The organism is Bradyrhizobium macuxiense, assembly GCF_007993935.1.
Classification (GTDB): Bacteria; Pseudomonadota; Alphaproteobacteria; order Rhizobiales; family Xanthobacteraceae; genus Bradyrhizobium; species Bradyrhizobium macuxiense_A.
In genome coordinates, this window is the sequence record NZ_VITY01000014.1 from 57,456 (window position 1) to 80,051 (window position 22,596).

Genomic DNA, 22,596 nt, shown 5'->3' on the forward strand with positions numbered 1-22,596 from the left:
CCGTTTGATCAAGCCGGCAGCCCTGCCTTGAGCAGCCCAGCCTCATAGCGCGCCCGGTCGGGCTCGCGCTTGTAGTGTTGGGTTGCCAGATGGGCTGACACCGAGAAGGCCGGCTCGCGCTTCATCACCTCGGCCGCATGGGCCGTGGCCGCCACCGCGTTGCCCATCTGCGCCAGCGTCGCGGCGAGGAAGGCATGATGGGTGTGGTCGGGCCGCGTGATGCGCGAGAACGCCTCGGCGGCGTCGGCGTATTTCTCGGCGCAATAGCAGGCGCGGCCGAGATGACTCCAGAAGCGCTCCGGATGGAACGGATTGAGGCGCATCGCCCGCTTGATCCAGTCGATGCCTTCCTCCGGCCGTCCGAGCCAGGTCAGGAGTTCGCCCTGCTGCACGACGACGAGGTCGTAGTTCGGATTGAGCGCGAGCGCGCGCTCCTGGTGGAAGGCTGCCTTGTCGTGATCGTCGCGGTTGAGGTTCAGCGCGGCGAGGATCCGGTGCACGTCGCTGTCATTGTCGTCGAGCTTGAGCGCAATCTCGAGCTCGGCTGCCACCTGCGCAAAAGTCGCGTCGCGGTCGTCGCACCAGTTGTAGACCCAGGTCTGGCCGAGCACGCAGGCGCGCCAGGCGTGCGCATGGGCGTAGTTGGGATCGAGCACGATGGCCCGCTCGAGCAGGCGCTGCGCTTCCGCATTGTCGTCCCGCGCCGAGCGATGATGCAGCACCTTGGCGGCCAGCACGCACTCATAGGCGGCCATGTTGTCGGTCGGCTTGCGCTTGACGCGGTCGTGAGCTGCGGCCTCGACGCGTCCCGGCAGGGTCGATACGATCGCGCGCGTCATCTCGTCCTGGATGGCGAAGATGTCGGCGAGCTCGCGGTCGTAGCGTTCGGCCCAGACGTGGCGGTCGGCCTCGGCGTCGATCAGCTGCACCGTGACGCGGATCCGCCCGCCGGCCTTCCGCACGCTGCCCTCCAGCACATAGTCGACCGCGAACTCCTTCGCGACGTCCTGCACCTTCACGGCCTTGCCCTTGTACACGAAGGTCGAGTTGCGCGAGATCACCAGCAAATCGTGGAAGCGCGACAGCTCGGTAATGATGTCCTCGGTGAGCCCGTCGGCGAAGAATTCCTGCTCGGGATCGCCGCTCATGTTGACCAGCGGCAGCACGGCGATGGAGGGTTTCTTGGCGACGACAGGACGGGCCACAGCACTGGGCTGCTCGGCCGCGGATTTCGCGCCCGCTTCGAAATGGACGCGGAAAACCCGGATCGGACGCGCGATGTTCTTGACGGTCTGGTCGCCGAGATCCTCGAAGCTGAGATCTTCCAGGCGATCGCCGACCTGGTCGCGGACCGCGCCGGAAATGCAGATGCCGCCAGGCTCGGCCAGCGTCTCCAGGCGGGACGCGACATTGACGCCGTCGCCGAAGATGTCGGCGCCGTCGACGATCACATCGCCGAGATTGATGCCGATGCGAAACTGCATCCACCGCGCCGGCGCGACGTCGGTGTTGCGCTTGGCCATCCGGCTCTGGACCTCGGCCGCGCACAGCACGGCATCGACGACGCTGTGGAATTCGACCAGCATGCCGTCGCCGGTGGTCTTGATGATGCGGCCGCGATTCTTGGCGATGGCCGGATCGATCAGCTCGATTCGATGGGTCTTGAGGCGCGCAAGGGTGCCCGTCTCGTCAGCCTCCATCAGGCGGCTAAAGCCGACCATGTCGGCGGCGAGGACCGCTGCGAGCCTGCGCTCTGGTCCTGGCACGTCCATCTGAACGATCTGCCCGGTTACCTCACCGCCAAGTCTAGCAAATCCCGGGATGTCACCCAAGCCTCGACCGAGGCGCGGCAGGAGCCATCGGGAGTACCCTCGGCGGACGGCCTGACGGCGTCAGGCCAGCCCGCCGGCCGCCTCACAGCATGCCGAGCGCCTGCATATAGGTCTCCAGGATGGTCTCCTGCTCCTGGCGCTCATTGGCATCCTGCTTGCGCAGACGCACGATGGTGCGCAGCGCCTTGACGTCGAAGCCGTTGCCCTTCGCCTCGGCATAGACGTCGCGGATATCGTCCGAGATCGTCTTCTTCTCTTCTTCCAGCCGCTCGATACGCTCGATGATCGACCTGAGCTGGTCCTTGGCAAATCGCGTTGCGGGCTCGTCCTGAACGGCGGCAGACGTGGTGGCCATCGCGTACTCCTGAAATGGCAATGAAATGTCGCGCGAATACGCGCCACGCGCACCGCTTGTTGCGGGCGACCCTCGATTTTGGAGCTCGTTCCGTCAAGGAAACATCGCGCTCATCCACAGCGCGCCCACAGGAGATGCTGGTGTTCCACGCATAAACGTCATTCCGGGGCGATGCGGCAGCACCAGACCCGGAATCTCGAGATTCCGGGTCTGGTGCTAGCGCACCATCCCGGAATGACACCATCGGCTTAATGCCCGCTTTGGGCCTTCTTCATCGCCGCGAGCTGCTCCGGCGTCGCGCTGCCCTGGTGCTTCGCCTTCCACTCCTCATAGGGCATGCCGTAGACCGCCTCACGGCTCTCGTCCTTGCTCACCGCTAGGCCCTTGGCGTCGGCCTCTTCCTTCATCCAGTTGGACAGGCAGTTGCGGCAGAAGCCGGCAAGGTTCATCAGGTCGATGTTCTGCACATCGGTCCGGTTGCGGAGATGGCTGACGAGGCGCCGAAACACCGCAGCCTCAAGTTCCGTTCTGGTTTTGTCGTCAATGCTCATGATCGTGATCCCGGTGTGAGGCGCTCACCATATTGATATCAGGTGGGAATTGTCACAGATTTTGCCATATCGACGCGCAATACGGACCTGTCCGGCCAACACTTGCCACGGTCCCACAGCGCGGGGGACGGGCGCCCGCCCGTTGACAGTGCCTGCCGGGCACGCGAAATCGTCAATGGTTTGATATAGCTTCGCCGCATGAGCCCAACAGATTCTCTCGCCTCAGCTCCTCCCCGCACCATCCGCCTGATCGTGGCCGGCCTCCTGCCGGTGCTGGCGGTTGTCGCGGCCTGCCTGTGGACGAGCCCGGCGGCCGCCGATTTCAGGCTCTGCAACAACACCTCGAGCCGCGTCGGCATCGCGCTCGGCTACAAGGACGCCGAAGGCTGGACCACCGAAGGCTGGTGGAATGTGTCGTCGCGCACCTGCGAGACCTTGCTCCGCGGCAATCTTGTGGCGCGCTACTACTACATCTACGCTCTCGACTACGATCGCGGCGGCGAATGGTCCGGCCAGGCCTTCATGTGCTCGCGCGACAAGGAATTCACCATCAAGGGCACCGAGAATTGTCTGGCGCGCGGCTTTGACCGCACCGGCTTCTTCGAGGTCGACACCGGCGAGCAGCGTGCATGGACCGTCCAGCTGACCGAAGCCAACGAACAACAGCCGCAGAAAGTACCGGGAATGCCGGGCGGCGTAGCCCCAGGAAGCCCCGGGGCGATGCCGGGCCTGCCAAATCCGCCGCCGGGCGCAACGCCGCCGGGCGCGCCGGGTCTGCCGCCAGCCGCAACGCCGCCCGGAAACAAACAATGAGACGACTGCGTCGAATCAAGATCCTCGCAACGCTCGGCCCGGCCTCCTCAGACAGCGCGATGATCCGCAAGCTGTTCGAAGCTGGCGCCGACGTCTTCCGCATCAACATGAGCCATACCCCGCATGACAAGATGCGGGAGCTGGTCAAGACCATCCGCAATGTCGAATCGAGCTACGGCCGGCCGATCGGCATCCTGGTCGACCTGCAAGGGCCGAAGCTGCGGCTCGGCTCGTTCGCCGAAGGATCGACCCAGCTCAAGAACGGCCAGAGCTTCATCCTGGATTCCGACAAGACCCCCGGCGACAACAGCCGCGTCCAGCTTCCGCATCCGGAAATCCTCGCCGCGCTCCGGCCCGGCCACGCGCTGCTGCTCGACGACGGCAAGGTGCGGCTGATCGCCGAGGAAACCTCGTCCGAACGCGCGGTCACGCGTGTCGTGATCGGCGGCAAGATGTCGGATCGCAAGGGCGTCAGCCTGCCCGACACCGATCTGCCGGTGTCTGCGATGACGCCGAAGGATCGCGCCGACCTGGAAGCCGCGCTGCCGGAAGGCATCGACTGGGTTGCGCTGTCGTTCGTGCAGCGGGCCGAGGACGTGATCGAGGCCAAGAAAATGATCCGCGGCCGCGCCGCCGTGATGGCCAAGATCGAGAAGCCGCAGGCGATCGACCGCCTCGCCGACATCATCGATGCGGCGGACGCGCTGATGGTGGCGCGCGGCGATCTCGGCGTCGAGCTGCCGCTGGAGCGGGTACCGAGCCTGCAGAAGCAGATGATCCGGATGGCGCGGCGCGCCGGCAGGCCGGTGGTGGTCGCGACCCAGATGCTGGAGTCGATGATCCAGGCGCCGGTGCCGACCCGCGCCGAAGTCTCCGACGTCGCCACCGCGGTCTACGAAGGCGCCGACGCCATCATGCTGTCGGCGGAATCCGCCGCCGGCAAATTCCCGGTCGAGGCGGTCTCGACCATGAATCGCATCGGCGAGGAGGTGGAGCGCGATCCGACCTATCGCAACGTGATCAATGCGCAGCGCGTCGATCCCGAGGCGACGGTGGGCGACGCCATTGCCGACGCCGCGCGGCAGATCGCCGAGACGCTCGATCTGTCGGCGATCATCTGCTGGACGTCATCGGGCTCGACCGGCATCCGCGTGGCGCGCGAGCGGCCCAAGGTGCCGGTGGTCGCGATCACGCCGAATCTCGCCACAGGCCGCAAGCTGTCGGTGGTGTGGGGCGTGCATTGCGTGGTCGCCGAGGATGCGCACGATCTCGACGACATGGTCGACCGCGCCGGCTCGATTGCATTCCGCGACGGTTTTGCCAAGGCCGGCCAGCGCGTCATCATCGTCGCCGGCGTGCCGCTGCGCGCGCCCGGCACCACCAACATGCTGCGCATCGCCTCGGTCGGACCGAAGGGCGACGCGCAGCTCTAACCGGGCCGGGCCGCGCCGGGCCACTCATCAGCGTGGCCCGATACTGCACTCCAGACCGTCAGCCCTGCAGCGACGCGTCCAGCGTGATCTTGGTGTTCAGCAGCTTCGAGATCGGACATCCGGCCTTGGCCTTGCCCGCCAATTCCTGGAACACCGCGTTATCGGCACCCGGGATCTTCGCCGACAGCGTCAGGTGCACGGCGGTGATGGCGAAACCGTCAGCGACCTTCTCCAACGTCACGTCGGCCTTGGTCTCCATGTGCTCGGCGCTGAGCTTGGCTTCGCCGAGGATCAGCGACAGCGCCATCGTGAAGCAGGCGGCATGCGCCGCGCCGATCAGCTCTTCGGGGTTCGAACCGGGCTTGCCCTCGAAGCGGCTGGCGAAGCCATAGGGGTAATCGGCGAGCGCGCCGCTCTTGGTCGAGATCGCGCCCTTGCCGTCCTTGATGCCGCCCTGCCATTTGGCCGAACCGTGGGTCGTCGTCATGCGTTGCTCCCTGAGGTTGGTTGAACCCAGCCACAAGCCTACAACGCCAATGCGACGGAAGTGTTCGACGCGCGACCTCAGAGCGTTTTCGAGCGAAGTGGACGCCGGTTCGCGTGAAGAAAACGCGCCAAAATAGAAGTTGAGAGCTTCGGTTCGATCAGACCCGAAGCTCTAGGCGCCGACCAGCGCCTTCGCCGGGGTCGTCGCCTGCACCACAAGACCGCGGGCGCGCGCATCCATCACGCCGACCGCGCGCAGCGCGAGCAGCGTCACGGTCTGCACCGCATCGCGCAGCTTGATCGGATCGTCGAGATTGCTCGGTGCCAGCGGGCCGACCAGCGCCTCGTGCAAGGCGCCGAGCAAGGCGGTGGCGGCGAGCGCCGTATCCTGCGCCGGCAGATGGCCGGCGCGCACGGCCGCATCGATGCGCATGGCGAGCTCGCCGGAAATATCGCGGCGGCTGGCGAGGCGCGAGGCGGTGACGTCGACATCGACCGGCTCGGCCAGGATGCCCCAGGCCAGCTTGCGCTGCGACAGCACGTGGACCGCGATCGTGGTCACCGCGGCGGCCAGCGCCGATGACGGCCCTGGCGCTGCATCGGCGGCGCGCCGGATCGCGGACAGCTCGTCGCGCGAGACTTCCGTGATCAATTCCGAGATCAGCTCGGCCTTGGACGGGAAGTAGCGGTAGACGGTGCCGGCTGCGACATTGGCCCGCACCGCGACCGGCGCGATCTGGACCGCCGCCATGCCGCCCGCAGCCGCCGCATCCCGCGCAGCCGACAGGATGGCGCTGCGCCGGGCAGCGAGCCGTTTCACGACCTGATGTGTTCGCCGGTAGACCATGGCGTTCCGTCCCCCCACCGCATGCCCAGGCCGGCGCCCACCGGCAGAACACACGCGTCTTCAATGTTTTGAACGATTGATCCCGCAATCGCCTGAAGAAGTGAACAACTATTCAGAGGGGATGACAAGCTGGAATTGTAAAGATCTTGCGACGGCTGCACGCCACCTCGGATTGAGCCGGCGGCCGCTCCGGCCTTCGGGTGCCCCGGGCCGCCCCGATTCAGCGACAGATCGGCAGTCGCCAACGGCACTCAGGCTCGGATCAGGCCTTCGGTGGTAAATCGCGAGCTAAGATCATCGCTCAAAATCGAGGCATCTGGTCTCGCGCAGACCCACGCGCGCGCGTCCGCATTTACCCGAATTTATCTGAGACCGTGGTCGAGTGCGCCGAACGTCACGTGTGGCGTTGTCTCGATGTCCCCGGCCGAACCAAGAAAGCGCATGTCACTCTCCATCACCAGCAGCGTGAGCAGTCGTAGCTCTTTGCGAGGACTGGTGCCCGTGTGCGCGGCCGTGGGCGCCTATCTGTTCTATCTCTCCGCCGGTGAAATCCTGCTGCGCGATTCCGACACGGAATGGCAGATCAAGGTCGGACAGTGGATCCTCGAACACGGCGCGATGCCGACATCCGACGTGTTCTCCTTCACCCGTTTCGGCGAGCCATGGATTTCGAGCTCGTGGCTGTCGCAAGTGGCGTACGCCCTCGTCTATGGCGGCGATTGGGCCGGGCCGGTGATCCTGACGTCGATCGCGATCGGCGCGACGGTCGGGATCTTCCTGCATCTCTTGAACCCGTATTTCGATCCGGCGCGGGCGATCCTGATCGCCGCGCTGGCGCTGCTGTTGTCGACCATCCACTTCTTCGCGCGGCCGCATGTGCTGGCGCTGCCGGTGTTGCTGGCGTTCATCGGCGGCCTGATGGCGGCTGCGGATCGCCGCACTTATCCATCATGGTGGCTGCTGCCGCTGATGGCGCTATGGGCCAATCTGCATGGCGGCTTCGTGCTCGGCCTCGCGCTGATCGGGCCGATCGGACTGGAGGCGGTGTGGAGCGCAGAGCCCAGCCGCCGCCGCGAGCTCATCGTGCGATGGGGACTGTTCGGCATCGCGGCGCTGGCCGCAAGCTGCGTGACGCCCTACGGCTGGAACAGCCTGCTCGGCGCGACCAAGATCCTCAGCCTCGGCAAGTTGCTGACGCTGATCGGCGAGTGGATGCCGGCGGATTTCAGCAAGCCCAGCTTCTTCGAAGCCACGCTGCTCGGCCTGATCGGCATCATCTGCTATCGCGGGCTGACGCTGTCGGTGCCGCGGATCCTGCTGCTGCTCGGGCTGGTGTGGATGGCGTTGAGCCATATCCGCAACATCGAGGTGTTCGCGTTCATCGCGCCGCTGGTGCTCGCCAAGCCGATATCAGAACAATGGGGGATGACGGCCGTTACCGCCGCCCGCTTCGAGGACCGCCGCTCGCTCCCCGTCGTTACGATCCTGGCTACGATCGCGATGGTGATCGGGGCGTGGGTGACGACGACGATGTTCGTCGCCCAGCACCCGTTCAAATTCCTGCCGGTGTTCTGGCCCGCTGCCGCGGTCGACGTCCTCCAGCAGCACAAGGCGCAGCGCGTGTTCAATACCGCGCCGTTCGGCGGCTATCTGGTGAGCCGCGACATCAAGGTGTTCATCGACGGCCGCGCCGAGCTGTATGGCGAGCAATTCGTGCTCGACTATTACGCCGCGCTCGATGCCCGCGATGCCGGCCAGCTGCTCGACCTGCTCGACAAATACCGCATCGACGCCACGCTGCTGAGTTCGGACTCTCCGGCCGGAAACGCGCTGGACCACCTCAAGGGCTGGAAGCGGCTCTACAAGGACGATATCGCCGTCATCCATGTGCGGTCGGACGAGGCGAGGGTCGACGCGATGCCGGCAGCCGCGAGCTCGAACTAGCCTCAACTGCACTGCCATCACCGTCATCCTGAGATGCGAGCCTTGCCGCGCACTTGCGCCGCTGGGCGAGCCTCGAAGGATGAATCGGCCACCAGCCGGGCCGTCGATCCTTCGAGACGCGCTGCGCGCTCCTCAGGATGACGGATTCATAGCGGCGATTGATCTCAGCTCAATTCCCCGCCTGCAACTCGCCGAAGCAATCCTAAATCTTGCCGTTGAAGCGCATCAGCTGCGCCAAGCGCGCCGAACGCCTTGCGCATCGGCCTCCCCTCCCCTTTTTCCGCCGCGCTATCGGTCGGCGCGGCCGTGCCGTCTTGCGGCTTGGCGCGAGGAGGCCACTGCGCCCCAACGGAGGCCAAGCCCATTCGCCTCGCAATCTCAGCGCTTGCCGCGCTCTTTGACCGGGATCACGAATTTCAGCCCCGACCATGTCGCATCGACCGCGCAGACCTTGACGTCGACGAGGCCGGCCGCGAGCCCGGCCTCGCGCACGGCCCTGTCGTCGAGATCGGTCGCGACGCCCGACCTCCTCTTCGGCCACGACACCCAGATCATGCCGTCAGGCGCGATCACCTCCCGGTAGCGACGCAGCTTGGCCGAGAGGCCCTTGGCCTCGGCGGCGAACAGATGCACGGCATCGAGTGGTGCCCGCGCGGTCTTCGCGATCCGCACTCCGGCAGGCAGTTCGCCGACGATGTCGCTGTACGGGACGGACAATCCGTCGACAAAAATACAAAAGCCCGGCTTGAGGCCGAGCTTTTGCACAATCGGTTTGCCGGAGGTGCCGGCCATGGCGGTCGAGGCTTACGCCTGCGGCTGCGGCTCCAGGCCGGTGTCCGGATCGGGACGCGGGCGCGGCTTGCCGGCCGGCGGCACGGCGGAGGCGCGCGGCGTCGACGGCTCCAGCACCGACTCGCGGTTGGGCTTCTTGCCCTTCAAGAGGTCGGTGATCTCGTCGCCGGTCAGCGTCTCGAACTCGAGCAGGCCCTTGGCGAGCGTTTCGAGATCGTCGTGCTTCTCGGTCAGGATGCGGGTCGCTTCCTTGTAGCCTTCCTCGACCAGACGCTTGATCTCGGAGTCGATCTTCTGGACCGTGGCCTCGGACGCGTTCTGCGTGCGCGAGACCGACATGCCGAGGAACACCTCGTCCTGGTTCTCGCCATAGGAGACGGTGCCGAGCTCTTCCGAGAGGCCCCAGCGCGTCACCATCATGCGGGCCAGGCGGGTCGCCTGCTCGATGTCGGAGGCGGCACCCGAGGTCACCTTCTCGCGGCCGAAGATCAGCTCTTCCGCGACGCGGCCACCCATCATGATGGCGAGGCGCGAGGTCATCTGCTCCAGCGACATCGACAGCTTGTCGCGCTCCGGCAGCTGCATCACCATGCCGAGCGCACGGCCGCGCGGAATGATGGTCGCCTTGTGGATCGGATCGGTCGCGACGACGTTGAGGCCGACGATGGCGTGACCGCCCTCGTGATAAGCCGTCAGCAACTTCTCTTCCTCGGTCATGACGAGCGACTTGCGCTCGGCGCCCATCATCACCTTGTCCTTGGCCTCTTCGAACTCGGCCTGCGTCACCATCCGCTTGTTGCGGCGGGCGGCGGTCAGCGCAGCCTCGTTGACGAGGTTCATCAGGTCGGCGCCGGAGAAGCCCGGGGTGCCGCGCGCGATGGTCTTGAGGTTGATATCCGGCGCCAGCGGCACCTTGCGGACGTGAACCTTGAGGATCTGCTCGCGGCCGACGACGTCCGGATTGGGCACCACGACCTGACGGTCGAAGCGGCCCGGACGCAGCAGCGCGGGATCGAGCACGTCGGGACGGTTGGTCGCCGCGATCAGGATCACGCCTTCATTGGCCTCGAAGCCGTCCATCTCGACCAGCAACTGGTTCAGCGTCTGCTCGCGCTCGTCATTGCCGCCGCCGAGGCCGGCACCGCGATGACGGCCGACCGCGTCGATTTCGTCGATGAAGATGATGCAAGGCGCGTTCTTCTTGGCCTGCTCGAACATGTCGCGGACACGGCTCGCGCCGACGCCGACGAACATTTCGACGAAGTCAGAACCGGAGATGGTGAAGAACGGCACGTTGGCTTCGCCGGCGACCGCGCGCGCGATCAGCGTCTTGCCGGTGCCGGGAGGGCCGACCAGCAGCACGCCGCGCGGAATCCGTCCGCCGAGCCGCTGGAATTTGCCGGGGTCGCGCAGGAATTCGACGATCTCCTGCAGATCCTGCTTGGCCTCGTCGACACCCGCGACGTCCTCGAAGGTGACCCGGCCATGCGCCTCGGTCAGCATCTTGGCGCGCGACTTGCCGAAGCCCATCGCCTTGCCGGCGCCGCCCTGCATCTGCCGCGACAGGAAGATCCAGACGCCGATCAGCGCGATGAACGGCAACCAGGAGACGAGCAGCGAGACGAACCACGGCACGTTGTCGCCGGGCGCCTTCGCGGTGATCTGCACCTTGGCGTCATAGAGCCGCTTCACGAGCGTCGGATCGCTCGGCGCGTAGGTCTGGAAGCTGGTGCCGTTGTTGAAGGTGCCGTGAATCTCGGGCCCCTGAATCACGACATCGCGGACATGGCCCTGATCGACTTCAGTGAGAAGCTGCGAGAACGAGATGTCCGAGGACGACGAGCGCTGGCCGGGATTCTGGAAAAGCGTGAACAACGCCAGCAGCAGCAGGACAATGATGACCCAGAGGGCGAAATTCCGCAGATTGGCGTTCATGGTCTTCCTTCGGTGGTCGCGCGGATCGCGGCCTCTCTCTATCCTTGGGCAGGCTCTGTGGGAATCCCCAGGGAATCCATCCCGTCGATGCCCTACAATCTAGGTGCCGCTGGGGTCGATGCCAAGGGAACCACGCACGACTATTTACCGCATCCTAGCGCGATTCCCGGTCAAAAAATGACGCAGAATCCGGTGTTTTTCCGGGGTGGTTAAGCCACCTTGCCGGATTATGACAGCGATTGAAACAATCGAACCCGGCCTAGCCGGAACGTGCCCGGCGAGGCGGGGCCGGGCTGATCCTGATGCGGCCGGAGGCGACGCTGATCACCGCTCCGGCAAGCGTCTGTTTCAGCTTCGATTCGCGTTGTCCGATGGCCCCATCCAGCGCCTGATCGACCGCGGCGAGCAGGGTTTCGACCTTGCCGAGTTCGGCCGGCCCCTCATGTCCGGTGCGGTCGATGGCGCGCTTGAGCAGGCGGAGACGGATCTCGTCCGGCATCACCGCGAACAGCGCAGCGTCGAAGCCTGCGCCGAGGTTATCCTCGCTTTTCAACGCAAGATAGCGCTCGGCGCCATCGACCAGCAGCTCCAGCGCGGCATTGGCCCGCGCGATCCGCGCGGCAAGCCGCGCCAGGTTCCGCGCGTCGCCGCCCTCCTCGGCCAATAGCGGCATTAGTGCGCGCAGCCGAGGTCGCGTGAAGGACAGGTCGCGATTGGTCGGATCGTCGGCAAAGCCGATGCGCGCCTTCTGCAGCGTTGCGATCAGCTGCGCCTTGGAGATATCGAGCAGCGGCCGCGTCAGCAGAACGCCGTCGCGCTCGGTCTCGCGCGCCATCGCCGAGAGGCCCGCGACGCCGCTGCCGCGCAGCATCCGCATCAGCAGCGTCTCGGCCTGGTCGTCACGCGTGTGCGCGGTCAGGATATGCGTGGCGCCGTGCTTGCGCGCGGCTTGTGTGAGCAGACGATAGCGCGCCTCGCGCGCGGCGGCCGGCACGCCGGTCCTGGGCTTGGATCCGTTCCAGCGCAAGGTGTGATGTGGCAGGTCGAGGCTTCGCGCCAGCCGCTTCACATCGCGCGCCTCGCGAGCCGCCTCACGACGCAGACCGTGATCGACGGTGACCGCCACCAGCCGCGGCCCTTGCGCGAGCGCGCGGCGCCAGCGCGCGGCCAGCCACATCAGCGCGACTGAATCCGGACCACCGGACACCGCAAGCACGATCGCCGGCGCGCGCGCCAAGCCTGCGAACAGGCGCTTGGCGTCCCTTGCCGGGATGGCGGATTGGTCGTCGGGCATCGCAGAACCAGCAGGTCGTGGAAAGGCCGGAAGCGGCCTCCCCTTGCCGGTTTAGCACTTCACGCGCTTCTGCTCGCGGTCAACCGCAGCTTTGACCCCGCCGGATGCGCGCGGGTACTTCCGCGTGATCTCGCCGAACGCGGCGCAGGCGGCTTCCTTTTCCTTCAACGCCGCCAGCGACTGGCCGAGCCGCAGCAGCGCGTCGGGCGCCTTCGCTGATTTGTCGAACTTGGTGGTCACGCCGAGGAAGGTTTCCGCGGCGTCGCGATATTGCTGGCGCTGGAAATAGCTTTCGCCGAGCCAGTATTGCGAATCCGCCACCAAGGGATCGGTTGGATACTTGGTCGCGAAGTTCTTCATCGTCTCTTCGGCGAGTGCATAGTCCTTGCGCTGCATGTAGCCGATGCCGAGGTCGAACTCGTCCTTCGACGTGGCCGACGGCGGCAATGTGGTCAGGGCCGCGCCCGCGCCGGGGGCACCGCGCTGCGGGCTGGTATTGCCGAGATTGAGCGGCTCGCCCGCCCCGCGGCCGCCGGGTGCGCCGACCGCCGCCTCGTTCTGCATCGGCATCTGGCCGCCGCCGAGCGCGCGCGGAGCGCCGGGGGCATTCGGGTTCTGGGTCGGATCGAAGGCATCGCCGCGGCCGCGGCGGCCGGGGGCTGCCGCAGCTGCCGGCTCCTGCACGATCGGCGCGGGCGTTGCGATCTGCTGCTGGTCATAGCCGCCCTGCGGCTGTCGGCCGTATCCTTGCTGTGGCTGGCCGTATCCCTGCTGCGGCTGGGCGTAGCCCGGCTGGGCTTGCGGGTAAGCCTGCGGCTGCTGCGCCGGAGGCACCGCCGCGACATTGGGCTGGCCGGCGGGAGCCTGTCCAGGAGCGCCGGGCGGCTGACCGCCAAGCTGGCGCAGCCGCTCTTCGAGCTGACGGTTGCGGTACTGCAGTTCCTCGTTCTGACCGGTCAGCTGCCGCAGCTGGTTTTCAAGCCGCTCGATCCGCATCTCGGCATCGGAATCGTCGGACTGGGCAAACACTGGTGCGGAAACGGCGAATAGCGCCGCGATCGCCGCGGCGGAGGAAAGAAAATGAAGCCTGGATGACATTTTGCCCTGACGACGAGATCGACGTGAAAAGCGAGCGACATTGAGGGACGGAGTACGCCGGAATTGTGACTGGCACTTCAAATCCGGGACAACGCCGCGGATACCGGTTTAGTACGGGCGCTGGAACAAGCAAGCGGCCAATTGCGCGCAGCTTCGTTCATCTTGATGAAAGCGGCCCAGGCCCCGTGCGGCCAAAACAAAACCGGCGCCCGAAGGCGCCGGCTTGGAAACGTATTCGGGATCGCGTCAGGAGCTGGCGTTCAGCACGGTGACGGCGCGACGGTTCTGCGACCAGCAGGAGATGTCGTTACAGACCGCGACCGGGCGCTCCTTGCCGTAGGAGATGGTGCGCATACGGCTCGGATCGATGCCGCGCGAGGCAAGGTAGGCGCGAACCGACTGGGCGCGGCGGGCACCGAGCGCGATGTTGTATTCGCGCGTGCCGCGCTCGTCCGCATGACCTTCGATGGTGAAGGAATAGCGGTTGTAGGTCTGCAGCCACTGCGCCTGCTTGTCGAGGGTCGCAGTCGCCTGTGGGCTGAGATCGGTCTGATCGCTTTCAAAGAACACGCGGTCGCCGACATTGACCACGAAGTCCTGCTGGCTACCCGGGGTCGCGGCGCCCCCAATCGCGCCATTGGCGTCCAACGGGTTCTTGTTGGCGCAGGCGCCCATCGACAGCGCCACCGCCAGAACCGCAACCAGCTTCATACCCTGGAGATATTTCATTCCCGGAGCCTCCACGCTCACGCTCTTCGTACTACCCAATCGGTCTACAGGGCGATGGTTAAGCGAACGTTCCGTCAACCTTGACGAGACCTTGCTGGACCCCATCAAATGCCAGGCAATGCCGGAAAGCGCCCCCGATGGTTAATGGGTGGCAAATGTGGCGCGACGGTGAAGGGAAGGCAAGGTTCGCTGGAACCGAATCGCTCGACGGCAATTTTGGCACCGTCCGTGGCCAGCCGACGACAGAAAGTTGCAGATTTGGAACGGCGGCAGCGACGGAACGACAGCCGGGCAGTCCGCGCTCAGGAATGCGGCACGATCGAAGGGCGCTCGAATCGCTCGATCGTCGGCTGCTGGGGCACATGGTGCTCGCGCTCGAACAGCATGCGGCGCTCGAACGCCGACGAACGCATCATCGGGTAGCGTGAGAACACCTTGTCCCGCATGGTGGGGAAATCCGCCGCCATCAGCCCGACCGGCTTCAGCAGGCCCGGGAACAGGCGCGGCTCGGCAATGGTCTCGTGGAAGAAGACGCGGCGGTAGAATGCCTGGTGCTCCGGACGAACGATGGCCAGCCCCAGATCGGCGCTGAAATATTCGCAGGCCATATAGGCGAGACGAACGGTGACATAGGGCAGCTCAGGCGCGCGCCGGGCCCGATCGGGATCCGCAACGAACCGCGCGGGATCGATGATGACTTGGCGGCGATCGAGCCTCGGATGCAGGATTTCGCCGAACGCCTCCGCAGAGCACGACTCGCGCCACTCGTTCGTCAGGACGCTGATGCGAACCGAGCTGCTGAGCTGGCCGTCGAGATAAACGCCGAAGGTCCAGGAGTTCTCCAGATCATCGTATTGATCCGTGACCCGCTGCTCCGCGGATTCCTTCACCGCACCTTCGCGCAGATAGGCGCGATAACGCAGATTGTAGATCTCTTCTTTTTCGGCGGGCGTTTGGGCGAGGCGGTAGTCAACCTGGTCGAGCAACTCCGGGCCCCGCGAAAAAGCGCGGGGCGCAACGACGGGGGACCTCATGAACTACTCCGGACTTTCACGACAACTTTTGCGAGCTGCCTGAAACCTTAACAGCTTCTTAATTTTCGTCAAAGCAATCGAGGCAATACAGTTAACCTCTGACCGTAAGGGCGCACTTCAGGTCGTGCACATGACGGCCGTCACAACTATCGATTGAAGGTATTCGGCGGGCTCACGCGATCGAGCGCGAGGGAACCACGTGCAGCTGCTCGTCGGGCCGGCGGCCATGCGAGGCATTCAGCAGCTGGCGGATGCGGACGGCGGGAACCGGCCGGCTGAACAGATATCCCTGTGCTTCGGTCACCGCGCCATCGGCGCTGATCAGTTCGAGCTGCTCATTGGTCTCGATGCCCTCGACCACGACCGACATGCCGAGGTCCGCGGACAGCCGCGCCACGCCGCGCAGCAAGGTCAGCGGCCGATCGCTGTCGATGCCTTCGAGGAAGGAGCGGTCGATCTTGACCTTCTGCAGCGGGAAATTGTGCAAATAGCTGAGCGACGAGTAGCCGGTGCCGAAATCATCCAGCGAGATCCGCACGCCGAGTGAACGCAATTGCGACAGCACGTCGTGGGTCAGCTCGGTGTTGTGCAACAGCGAGGATTCGGTGATCTCGATCTCGAGCCGGTGCGCCGGCAGGCCGGAGACCTCCAGCGCGTAGCGGACCTCGCTCAGCACGTCGCGCTGATGGAACTGCTGCGGCGAGAAATTGACCGCGACGCTGACCGCCTCGGGCCACTTCATGCATTCCATGCAGGCCTTGCGCAGGATCCAGCGGCCGAGATCGACGATCAGGCCCATGTCCTCGGCGACCGGAATGATATCGACCGGCGAGACCGTGCCGCGCGCCGGATGGTTCCAGCGCAACAGCGCCTCGCAGGTCGAAACCTTGCCGGACTTCAGGTTGATCAGCGGCTGGTAGAACAGCTCGAATTCCTCGTTGGCGAGGGCCTTGCGCAGATCCAGCTCGAGGATGCGGCGGGCCTCGACGGTTTGGGCCATCTCATCGCGGAAGAAGCAGAAGGTGCCGCGGCCGTCGGCCTTGGCGCGGTACAGCGCCATGTCGGCGTTCTTCAGCAGCGTGTCGGCGCCGACACCGGGCGCGGTCATCGCGATGCCGACGCTGGCGCCGATCTCGACCAGATGGTTGTCGATCTTGTAGCGCTCGCTGAGGCGGTCGACGATGCGCCGCGCCAGCGCGGCGGCGTCCTCATGCGAGTGGATGTTCTGCTGGAACACGACGAACTCGTCGCCGCCGAACCGCGCCACGAAATCCTCCGGACGCAGCATCTCGCGCAGCCGCTCGGCGACCGCGCAAAGCAGCTGGTCGCCGCAGGGATGGCCGAGCGTATCGTTGACCTGCTTGAACTGGTCGAGATCGACGAACAACAATGCGGAACGGTGATCGCCGTGCTGCATGGCGAGCAGCCGGCCGATCTCGTCGCGGAAATTGACGCGGTTGGGCAGCGCGGTCAGCTCGTCGTAGCGCGCGAGGTGGCTGATCCTCGCCTCGGCGTCCTTGCGCTCGGTGATGTCCTCGACCAGCACAACCGTGCCGCCGCCCGCCATCGGCTGGAACGTCCAGTCGAGCGAACGGTTCTTCGCCGGATCGGGGTCACTGGTGACCATGTCGCCGCGCTGCGAGCTCTCGATCTCGAAGAGGATCTGTTGCGCGGCCGCGGCCGAGATCGCGCCGGACAGGACGCAGGCATTGCAGATATCCGCCGCGCTGGCGCCGCGCTGCACGAAATCGTCGGACAGCTGCATCATCTCGATGAAGCGGTGGTTCATCACCGCGAGGCGCCCGTCGGCGCGGAACATGCACAGGCCGTGCGGCATGTTGTTGAGCGCGGTATCGAACTGATGCGCCAGCGCCGCCTCGCGGAAGCTCGCGGTCAGCGCCTTGACGAAGATCGCATGCAGGCTGAGGTTGATGCCCTTGAGGCCGAGGAAGAACAGCACCAGCAGGGTCGCAAGACCGACATAGTAGAAGTCGCCATGCAGCGCCAAGGCGAGCGACATCGGGCCGCAGGCGACCAGCACATGGAGCTGAAGCAGCCGCGGCCGACCGTAATTGCGGGCCGCACCGCCCGCGGTATAGCCGACCGTCACTGCGACGCAGAGCATGTGGGCGATCGCATCATTGCTGCCGAGGATTGTGACGAAGCACCAGGCGCCCAGCACCATGGCGTAGACGATCGCACCGATCGAGTAGCGCGGCGCCCAGACCTTGGCTTCCTCATAGGTCAGGCCGCCACCCTGCCCCTCGTCGTATTTGCGCATCCAGACCGCGCGCGCGGTTCCGATGGCGACGATCAGGAAGGCGAACGGCCACAGCAGCACATTGCCGGTCTTGAGCGCGGTCATCACCGCGGCGGAGGCGGTGGCGACGCTGCCGAGGAACATTGCCCAGAAATTCTGGCGCATCGAATCCACGAGTGCAGCGTAGAGCACTGGCTCCAGCTCGTCCTGGCTGCCTCGTCGTTTCTGATCCACCAACTGCATCTGCAGACGTACGCGTCCTTTTCCGGCAGCGTAGTTCTAGCGACCGCAGGTGAAGTCTTTCTGAGCGAACATCGTTAGCGAGTCCTTGCCACGGACCGACGACGGCTGGAATTCACCATCAAATTCAGTACGCTAGGTGAGAAGCGCCGACCCGCTCCGAGGATTCCCCGGAGCTGGTTTGCACGCGCTCACGACAACAGCGGCGACCAGGCGGGATCGGAGGCAAATCCGGGGGTCGGGACCCGCAGCTCGTTGCGCCCGGAAACGTCGATGGTAAACAGCGACGGTCCGCTGTTGCCGCCGGGATCGCGGAAGAACATCACGACGCGCCCGTTCGGCGCAAAGGTCGGACCTTCATTGTGGAAGCCCGAGGTCAGGATGCGCTCGCCGGAGCCGTCCGGCTTCATGATGCCGATCGCGAACTGCCCGCCGCCCTGCTTGGTAAACGCGATGTAGTCGCCGCGCGGCGACCACACCGGCGTCGAATAGGTGCCGTCGCCGAACGAGATGCGCTGCGCGGCGCCGCCGGTTGCCGGCATCACATAGATCTGCGGCTTGCCGCCGCGGTCGGACTCGAAGCAGAGCCGCGTGCCGTCGGGCGCATAGGATGGCGAGGTGTCGATCGCCGGCGTGTCGGTCAGCCGCGTCATCGACTTCGAGCGCAGATCCATCACGAACAGGTTGGAGTTGCCACCCTGCTGCAGGCTCATGATGACGCGCTGGCCGTCGGGCGAGAAGCGCGGCGAGAACGACATGCCGGGGAAGTTGCCGACGATCTCGCGCTGACCGGTCTCGATGTTGAGCAGATAGACGCGCGGATCGCCCTGCCCGAATTCCATGTAGGTGATTTCCTGGGTCGACGGCGAGAAGCGCGGCGTCAGCACGAGATCCGAGCCACGGGTCAGATAGCGCACATTGGCGCCGTCCTGGTCCATCAGCGCGAGCCGCTTGACGCGGCGATCCGCCGAGCCGCTCTCGTCGACGAACACGACGCGGGTATCGAAATAGCCCTTCTCGCCGGTCATGCGTTCGTAGATCTGGTCGGAGATGATGTGCGCGATGCGCCGCCAGTATTCGGCCGAGGTGTCGTAGGACTGGCCGGCGAGCTGTTGGCCGGTGCCGACGTCCCAGAGCCGGAATTCCGCTTTCACGCGGCCGTTGCCTTGGCGGGTCATGCGCCCGACCACCAGCGCCTGCGCCTTGATGCTCGCCCAGTTATTCAGATTCGGCGGCGCGTCGATGTTGACCTGCTTCTCGAGGAAGGCCGCCTGATCGATCGGCGCGAACAGGCCGCTGCGCTTCAAATTGTTGGTGATGACCTGCGCAACACCGACACCGACTTCGGTGTCGCCGGGCGTTCCGGCCGAAAAATTCGGGATCGCGATCGGCACCGGCGCGAACTCTCCGCCCGGGACGGGAATCTGCTTGCGTCCGCCTTCCTGCCCGAAGGCTTGACGGATTGGCGCCGCCGCAAGCGCAGAGAACGCAGCCATGCCGGAAATCATCTGTCGTCGGTCGAGGCGAAACATCATTGCACGCAAATCATTGTTGTCGGTCATGGTCGGTAGACTTTGTCTTCTATAGGTCAAGCGTCGCCGCTGATCCTACGTATTATTCTCTTTGAACACCGGTGCGAATGCCTTCCATTCTTCAAACCAACCCGCCGGCAGGTTGTAGGGCTGGCATGCGATAATGGCGCGCAAGGCGCTCTCCTGATAGACGCGCATGTAAGGCGTGCTCGGCGAGCCCTCCGCGACCGGCATGCGCGCGAGCGTGCCGTCGCGCTTCAGATCGACATCGATCACCACCTGGGTCCGCTGCTCCTCGATGCTGCCGTAGGGCTTGTTCTTCCAGCAGCGTTCGACCTGCTGCCGGAACATCGCGCCCCAGGTCGCGGAGTTGTCGGCGGCCTTGCCCTTCGCGGTGCCGAGCGCCGCGTTGGCATTGAGCGCATCGCCGGTCGCCGCGGCGCGCGTCGGGTCGCGCTTGTCGAGCAGTGCTGCGATCTTGCTCTGGTCGAACACGCGATCCTTCGGCTTCTGCTCCGGCGGCGGCTTGGCGGCCTGTGCGACAGGCTTCGGCGGCGGCTTCTTCTCTTCCTTCTTGATCGCTTCCGCGATCGGGTCGGGCTTCTCCGGATCGGGCTTCTTCTCGACCGGCTTCGGCTCTTCCTTCGGCTTGTTCTCGACCTTCTTCGGCGGATCCGGCTTCTTGTCCTCCGGCTTCTCCACCTTCGGTGTCGGCTGCGGCGCGGTTTCGGTCACGACCGGCGGCTTCTTTTCCTCGACCTTGCCAACCATGTCGTCGACCGGCTTGGCCTCGGCGACCTTGTCGACCAGCGGCTTGGGATTTTCCTTCTTGCCGTCCTTCTGGCCCGACATCACGTGCGAAAGCTGGTCGGAGGAGATCACGTCGACGGCAACTGATTCCTCTTCGGGCATGACATACGCCCGGGTCGAAAACGACACGAGGCCCCACCCGATCACGAGGACGTGCAGGACAATCGATGCCGCCAGAGTCTTGTCGACCTTGACCTTCAAATCAGGCTTCCCCGTGCCTTGGCATGGTGGTTATCCGCCTTCCGGGATGATGACGATATTCGCCTTGAATCCCGCGGCCCGGACTTCCCCGAGCAATTTCATCATATCCGTGTAACAGACGTCCTTGTCGCCACGCAGATAGACCACTTTTTCGGCTTCCGACCGGGCGTCTCCGATCGCCTTGATCTTGGCCGGAAAATCGGCGGCCGTGATCGGCGCGTCGCCCAGATAGAGCTCGACATTCGAATTGCACCCGCCGCCGGTGCGCTTGACCGACAGCGTCAGCGGCGGCTGGTTCGACGAGATCGACTTGCCGCCGCTCGCGACCGGCAGGTCGATGTCGATGTTCGACGTCATCAGCGGCGCCGCCACCATGAAAATGATTAAGAGCACCAGCATCACGTCGACCATCGGCGTGACGTTGATCTCGGCCATCACCGGCTTGCGTCCGCGGCGGCGCCTGCCGCCACCGCCGGACCCTGCCATGCTCATCGCCATGATCGTGCGCTCACAACAGTGACCATCATCAGTCTCAGCCCCGCTCGTCGATCTGACGCGACAGGATGGCGGAGAACTCGTCGGCGAAACCCTCCAGGCGCGCGGCCTGCCGGTTCACCTCCGAGGTGAACTTATTGTAGAAAATAGTCGCCGGAATTGCGGCAATCAGGCCGATTGCGGTCGCAAACAGCGCTTCCGCGATACCGGGCGCCACCACCGCCAAAGAGGTGTTTTTCGAGGCCGCGATCGACTGGAAGCTCGACATGATGCCCCAGACGGTGCCGAACAGGCCGACAAACGGGCCGGCCGAGCCCACGGTGGCGAGCACCAGGAGGCGCCGTTCGAGCCGCTCCACCTCCCGGGCGATCGAGACGTTCATGACCTTTTCGATCCGGGCCTGTAGCCCGGCAAACGACCGCGACTGGCTCTCGAAGGAGCGCTTCCACTCCCGCATTGCGGCCACGAAACAGGCCGCCATCGACTGGGTCGGCTTGGCCGAGAGCGCCCGGTAGAGTTCCTCGATCGACTGGCCGGACCAGAACGCCTGCTCGAACTTGTCCATTGCTCGCTTGGTGCGGGCGTAGAGCAGGATCTTGTCGATTGCGATCGCCCAGACCCACACCGAGCAGGACAGAAGTCCCAGCATCACGCATTTGACGACCCAATGAGCCTGCCAAAACAATGCGATCAGCGATACATCGCTCGATGCCAGTGGCAGAGTCGACTGAGCCACATCGGCGGGATTCATCGGCAATATCCTCTCAACGCAAGTGTCCCAATTCGGCGGGCCGCCAATCGGCACCCCTTCCACGGCCGCACGCCCGGCGCGGCAAAACTGCGCGAGAGCCTCTTACATCTGTCGCATGGGGGGCCCGTCCAAAGCCGGGCCCTGCTTCCCCTGCCAAGATGTCAAAACGAGGGCTTTTCACGCGGCATTCCGACCCTAACCAAACGCTAATCATGGTTAAGGCGAGGTTACCAAAGGGAAATTTGGAGGCGGAAATGCCGCCGGCAGAGGCTGTTGGCGGGTTCCCGCGATGAACGGATATGCGGCCGCACGCGTGCGAGGGAACCACCGGCGTTAGGGCTCCCTCCCCCCTTGCGGGGGAGGGTTGGGGAGAGGGGCGCCGCACGCTGTGCGCTCTCCGCATTCGTCACGACGACAAGCGATGCACTTATCGACTGTCTCGTCCGGGGCCACCCCTCTCCCCACCCTCTCCCGCAAGGGGAGAGGGAGCCTGAAAGCGTGCTCACCTTACGTAATGCGGCGTACGCCCTGTCGCACGTGTCTGCGAGCCCTGGAATGACGAACGGAGAGCGATCGCCTCGCTAATGTCCGCTCACGTCAGATGCCGCACGATCGCGAGCCCGGCGAACAGGCCTGCGATCGAGAGCAGCACCGAGCCCGCGACATACAGCGCCGCAAGCCCGAGTTCGCCGCGCTCATAGAGCAGCGCGGCGTCGAGCGAGAACGCGGAGAAGGTGGTGTAGCCGCCGAGGATGCCGGTCATCAGGAACAGCCGCCAGGGCTGCGAGGCCTCGCCCTTGAAGGCGAGATAGCCGGCGATCAGGCCCATCACGGTCGAGCCCGTGATGTTGATGATGAAAGTGCCGTAAGGAAATGCGGTGCCGATGCAGCGCGCGCAGGTGACGTTGATCAGGTGGCGCAGCATTGCGCCAAGACCGCCGCCGAAGAACACCAGAAGATAGCTTGCCGCGTTACCCACCAATGCCCCCGCTGGTGTGTGAAGAAGCTTGAGCAGCCTTGCTCAAAACTCACCCTCCCCTGGAGGGGGAGGGTCGGTTCGCATGAAGCGAAGCGGAATGCGAAACGGGGTGGGGTGATCTCTCGGCACGAACAGTATCGCGCGCGGATAGACCGTCACCCCACCCCGCCGCTCATTTCATTCGC

20 protein-coding genes are annotated in these 22,596 nt (G+C 65.1%); 3 read left to right on the forward strand and 17 right to left on the reverse strand.

The window, feature by feature from the left end; all coding sequences use genetic code 11:
• Nucleotides 1-8 precede the first annotated feature (8 nt).
• From FBZ93_RS31070 to FBZ93_RS31080, 3 genes are all read right to left on the reverse strand, one after another.
• Nucleotides 9-1,772, reverse strand: coding sequence for an adenylate/guanylate cyclase domain-containing protein (locus FBZ93_RS31070; protein ID WP_146991254.1), 1,764 nt, complete (start codon nt 1,770-1,772; stop codon nt 9-11).
• A 142-nt stretch (nt 1,773-1,914) separates the two neighbouring features.
• Entirely contained in the window at nt 1,915-2,187 is a 273-nt protein-coding gene (locus tag FBZ93_RS31075) for a DUF2312 domain-containing protein (protein ID WP_050422683.1), read from the reverse strand.
• A gap of 248 nt (nt 2,188-2,435) precedes the next feature.
• Nucleotides 2,436-2,738 (reverse strand): DUF1244 domain-containing protein, encoded by a 303-nt coding sequence (locus FBZ93_RS31080; RefSeq protein WP_026191804.1) that lies wholly within the window; start codon nt 2,736-2,738, stop codon nt 2,436-2,438.
• Between the two features lie 198 nt (nt 2,739-2,936).
• Here FBZ93_RS31080 and FBZ93_RS31085 point away from each other — a divergent pair, with 198 nt between their 5' ends.
• Together FBZ93_RS31085 and pyk are read left to right on the forward strand one after the other, a co-directional pair.
• The gene (locus FBZ93_RS31085) at nt 2,937-3,551 is read left to right on the forward strand and encodes a DUF1036 domain-containing protein (RefSeq protein WP_146991255.1); all 615 of its coding nucleotides are present in this window, start codon (nt 2,937-2,939) and stop codon (nt 3,549-3,551) included.
• The gene (pyk, locus tag FBZ93_RS31090; protein WP_146991256.1) at nt 3,548-4,984 is read left to right on the forward strand and encodes a pyruvate kinase; all 1,437 of its coding nucleotides are present in this window, start codon (nt 3,548-3,550) and stop codon (nt 4,982-4,984) included. Before FBZ93_RS31085 ends, pyk begins: the two co-directional genes overlap by 4 nt.
• 58 nt (nt 4,985-5,042) lie before the next feature.
• Here pyk and FBZ93_RS31095 read toward each other — a convergent pair whose 3' ends face one another.
• Nucleotides 5,043-5,471, reverse strand: coding sequence for an OsmC family protein (locus FBZ93_RS31095; RefSeq protein WP_146991257.1), 429 nt, complete (start codon nt 5,469-5,471; stop codon nt 5,043-5,045).
• Between the two features lie 171 nt (nt 5,472-5,642).
• Nucleotides 5,643-6,317: a TetR/AcrR family transcriptional regulator gene (locus FBZ93_RS31100; protein ID WP_021078615.1), complete on the reverse strand. Its 675-nt coding sequence runs from the start codon at nt 6,315-6,317 to the stop codon at nt 5,643-5,645.
• A 441-nt stretch (nt 6,318-6,758) separates the two neighbouring features.
• Between FBZ93_RS31100 and FBZ93_RS31105 the strand changes: the two genes are divergently transcribed.
• Nucleotides 6,759-8,261 carry a hypothetical protein gene (locus FBZ93_RS31105; protein WP_146991258.1) on the forward strand — a complete coding sequence of 501 codons (1,503 nt, stop codon included), beginning with the start codon at nt 6,759-6,761 and terminating at the stop codon, nt 8,259-8,261.
• A gap of 378 nt (nt 8,262-8,639) precedes the next feature.
• Here the strand turns inward: FBZ93_RS31105 and FBZ93_RS31110 are convergent, their stop codons facing one another.
• From FBZ93_RS31110 to crcB, 12 genes are all read right to left on the reverse strand, one after another.
• A complete protein-coding gene (locus FBZ93_RS31110; RefSeq protein WP_146991259.1) occupies nt 8,640-9,053 on the reverse strand; it encodes a DUF3052 family protein in 414 nt (137 codons plus the stop codon).
• 12 nt (nt 9,054-9,065) lie between these two features.
• On the reverse strand, nt 9,066-10,988 hold the full coding sequence (ftsH, locus tag FBZ93_RS31115) for an ATP-dependent zinc metalloprotease FtsH (protein WP_050626061.1): 1,923 nt from the start codon (nt 10,986-10,988) through the stop codon (nt 9,066-9,068).
• 259 nt (nt 10,989-11,247) lie between these two features.
• Nucleotides 11,248-12,282, reverse strand: coding sequence for a tRNA lysidine(34) synthetase TilS (gene tilS / locus FBZ93_RS31120; RefSeq protein WP_146991260.1), 1,035 nt, complete (start codon nt 12,280-12,282; stop codon nt 11,248-11,250).
• A gap of 51 nt (nt 12,283-12,333) precedes the next feature.
• Complete coding sequence (ybgF, locus tag FBZ93_RS31125; RefSeq protein WP_167529294.1) at nt 12,334-13,380, reverse strand: tol-pal system protein YbgF; 1,047 nt, start codon at nt 13,378-13,380, stop codon at nt 12,334-12,336.
• A gap of 246 nt (nt 13,381-13,626) precedes the next feature.
• Entirely contained in the window at nt 13,627-14,109 is a 483-nt protein-coding gene (gene pal, locus FBZ93_RS31130) for a peptidoglycan-associated lipoprotein Pal (protein ID WP_021078622.1), read from the reverse strand.
• Between the two features lie 302 nt (nt 14,110-14,411).
• The gene (locus FBZ93_RS31135) at nt 14,412-15,143 is read right to left on the reverse strand and encodes an N-acyl amino acid synthase FeeM domain-containing protein (RefSeq protein WP_146991262.1); all 732 of its coding nucleotides are present in this window, start codon (nt 15,141-15,143) and stop codon (nt 14,412-14,414) included.
• Nucleotides 15,144-15,315: 172 nt separating this feature from the next.
• Nucleotides 15,316-17,646 (reverse strand): putative bifunctional diguanylate cyclase/phosphodiesterase, encoded by a 2,331-nt coding sequence (locus FBZ93_RS31140; protein ID WP_146991263.1) that lies wholly within the window; start codon nt 17,644-17,646, stop codon nt 15,316-15,318.
• A gap of 188 nt (nt 17,647-17,834) precedes the next feature.
• Nucleotides 17,835-19,178: a Tol-Pal system beta propeller repeat protein TolB gene (gene tolB, locus FBZ93_RS31145; protein ID WP_146991380.1), complete on the reverse strand. Its 1,344-nt coding sequence runs from the start codon at nt 19,176-19,178 to the stop codon at nt 17,835-17,837.
• 72 nt (nt 19,179-19,250) lie between these two features.
• Nucleotides 19,251-20,186, reverse strand: a complete 936-nt coding sequence (locus FBZ93_RS31150; protein ID WP_146991264.1) for a cell envelope integrity protein TolA — start codon at nt 20,184-20,186, stop codon at nt 19,251-19,253.
• Nucleotides 20,187-20,216: 30 nt separating this feature from the next.
• A complete protein-coding gene (locus FBZ93_RS31155) occupies nt 20,217-20,684 on the reverse strand; it encodes a biopolymer transporter ExbD (RefSeq protein WP_074128461.1) in 468 nt (155 codons plus the stop codon).
• 34 nt (nt 20,685-20,718) lie between these two features.
• Nucleotides 20,719-21,432 carry a protein TolQ gene (tolQ, locus tag FBZ93_RS31160; RefSeq protein ID WP_016846954.1) on the reverse strand — a complete coding sequence of 238 codons (714 nt, stop codon included), beginning with the start codon at nt 21,430-21,432 and terminating at the stop codon, nt 20,719-20,721.
• 592 nt (nt 21,433-22,024) lie between these two features.
• Nucleotides 22,025-22,411: a fluoride efflux transporter CrcB gene (gene crcB, locus FBZ93_RS31165; RefSeq protein WP_146991265.1), complete on the reverse strand. Its 387-nt coding sequence runs from the start codon at nt 22,409-22,411 to the stop codon at nt 22,025-22,027.
• Nucleotides 22,412-22,596: the final 185 nt, after the last annotated feature.

What these genes read in the sequence shown, in the direction of transcription:
- FBZ93_RS31070 (WP_146991254.1), bottom strand. Translation starts at nt 1,772, where the DNA reads ATGGACGTGCCAGGACCAGAGCGCAGGCTCGCAGCGGTCCTCGCCGCC.
- FBZ93_RS31075 (WP_050422683.1), bottom strand. Translation starts at nt 2,187, where the DNA reads ATGGCCACCACGTCTGCCGCCGTTCAGGACGAGCCCGCAACGCGATTT.
- FBZ93_RS31080 (WP_026191804.1), bottom strand. Translation starts at nt 2,738, where the DNA reads ATGAGCATTGACGACAAAACCAGAACGGAACTTGAGGCTGCGGTGTTT.
- FBZ93_RS31085 (WP_146991255.1), top strand. Translation starts at nt 2,937, where the DNA reads ATGAGCCCAACAGATTCTCTCGCCTCAGCTCCTCCCCGCACCATCCGC.
- pyk (WP_146991256.1), top strand. Translation starts at nt 3,548, where the DNA reads ATGAGACGACTGCGTCGAATCAAGATCCTCGCAACGCTCGGCCCGGCC.
- FBZ93_RS31095 (WP_146991257.1), bottom strand. Translation starts at nt 5,471, where the DNA reads ATGACGACGACCCACGGTTCGGCCAAATGGCAGGGCGGCATCAAGGAC.
- FBZ93_RS31100 (WP_021078615.1), bottom strand. Translation starts at nt 6,317, where the DNA reads ATGGTCTACCGGCGAACACATCAGGTCGTGAAACGGCTCGCTGCCCGG.
- FBZ93_RS31105 (WP_146991258.1), top strand. Translation starts at nt 6,759, where the DNA reads ATGTCACTCTCCATCACCAGCAGCGTGAGCAGTCGTAGCTCTTTGCGA.
- FBZ93_RS31110 (WP_146991259.1), bottom strand. Translation starts at nt 9,053, where the DNA reads ATGGCCGGCACCTCCGGCAAACCGATTGTGCAAAAGCTCGGCCTCAAG.
- ftsH (WP_050626061.1), bottom strand. Translation starts at nt 10,988, where the DNA reads ATGAACGCCAATCTGCGGAATTTCGCCCTCTGGGTCATCATTGTCCTG.
- tilS (WP_146991260.1), bottom strand. Translation starts at nt 12,282, where the DNA reads ATGCCCGACGACCAATCCGCCATCCCGGCAAGGGACGCCAAGCGCCTG.
- ybgF (WP_167529294.1), bottom strand. Translation starts at nt 13,380, where the DNA reads ATGTCATCCAGGCTTCATTTTCTTTCCTCCGCCGCGGCGATCGCGGCG.
- pal (WP_021078622.1), bottom strand. Translation starts at nt 14,109, where the DNA reads ATGAAATATCTCCAGGGTATGAAGCTGGTTGCGGTTCTGGCGGTGGCG.
- FBZ93_RS31135 (WP_146991262.1), bottom strand. Translation starts at nt 15,143, where the DNA reads ATGAGGTCCCCCGTCGTTGCGCCCCGCGCTTTTTCGCGGGGCCCGGAG.
- FBZ93_RS31140 (WP_146991263.1), bottom strand. Translation starts at nt 17,646, where the DNA reads ATGCAGTTGGTGGATCAGAAACGACGAGGCAGCCAGGACGAGCTGGAG.
- tolB (WP_146991380.1), bottom strand. Translation starts at nt 19,178, where the DNA reads ATGATGTTTCGCCTCGACCGACGACAGATGATTTCCGGCATGGCTGCG.
- FBZ93_RS31155 (WP_074128461.1), bottom strand. Translation starts at nt 20,684, where the DNA reads ATGGCGATGAGCATGGCAGGGTCCGGCGGTGGCGGCAGGCGCCGCCGC.
- tolQ (WP_016846954.1), bottom strand. Translation starts at nt 21,432, where the DNA reads ATGAATCCCGCCGATGTGGCTCAGTCGACTCTGCCACTGGCATCGAGC.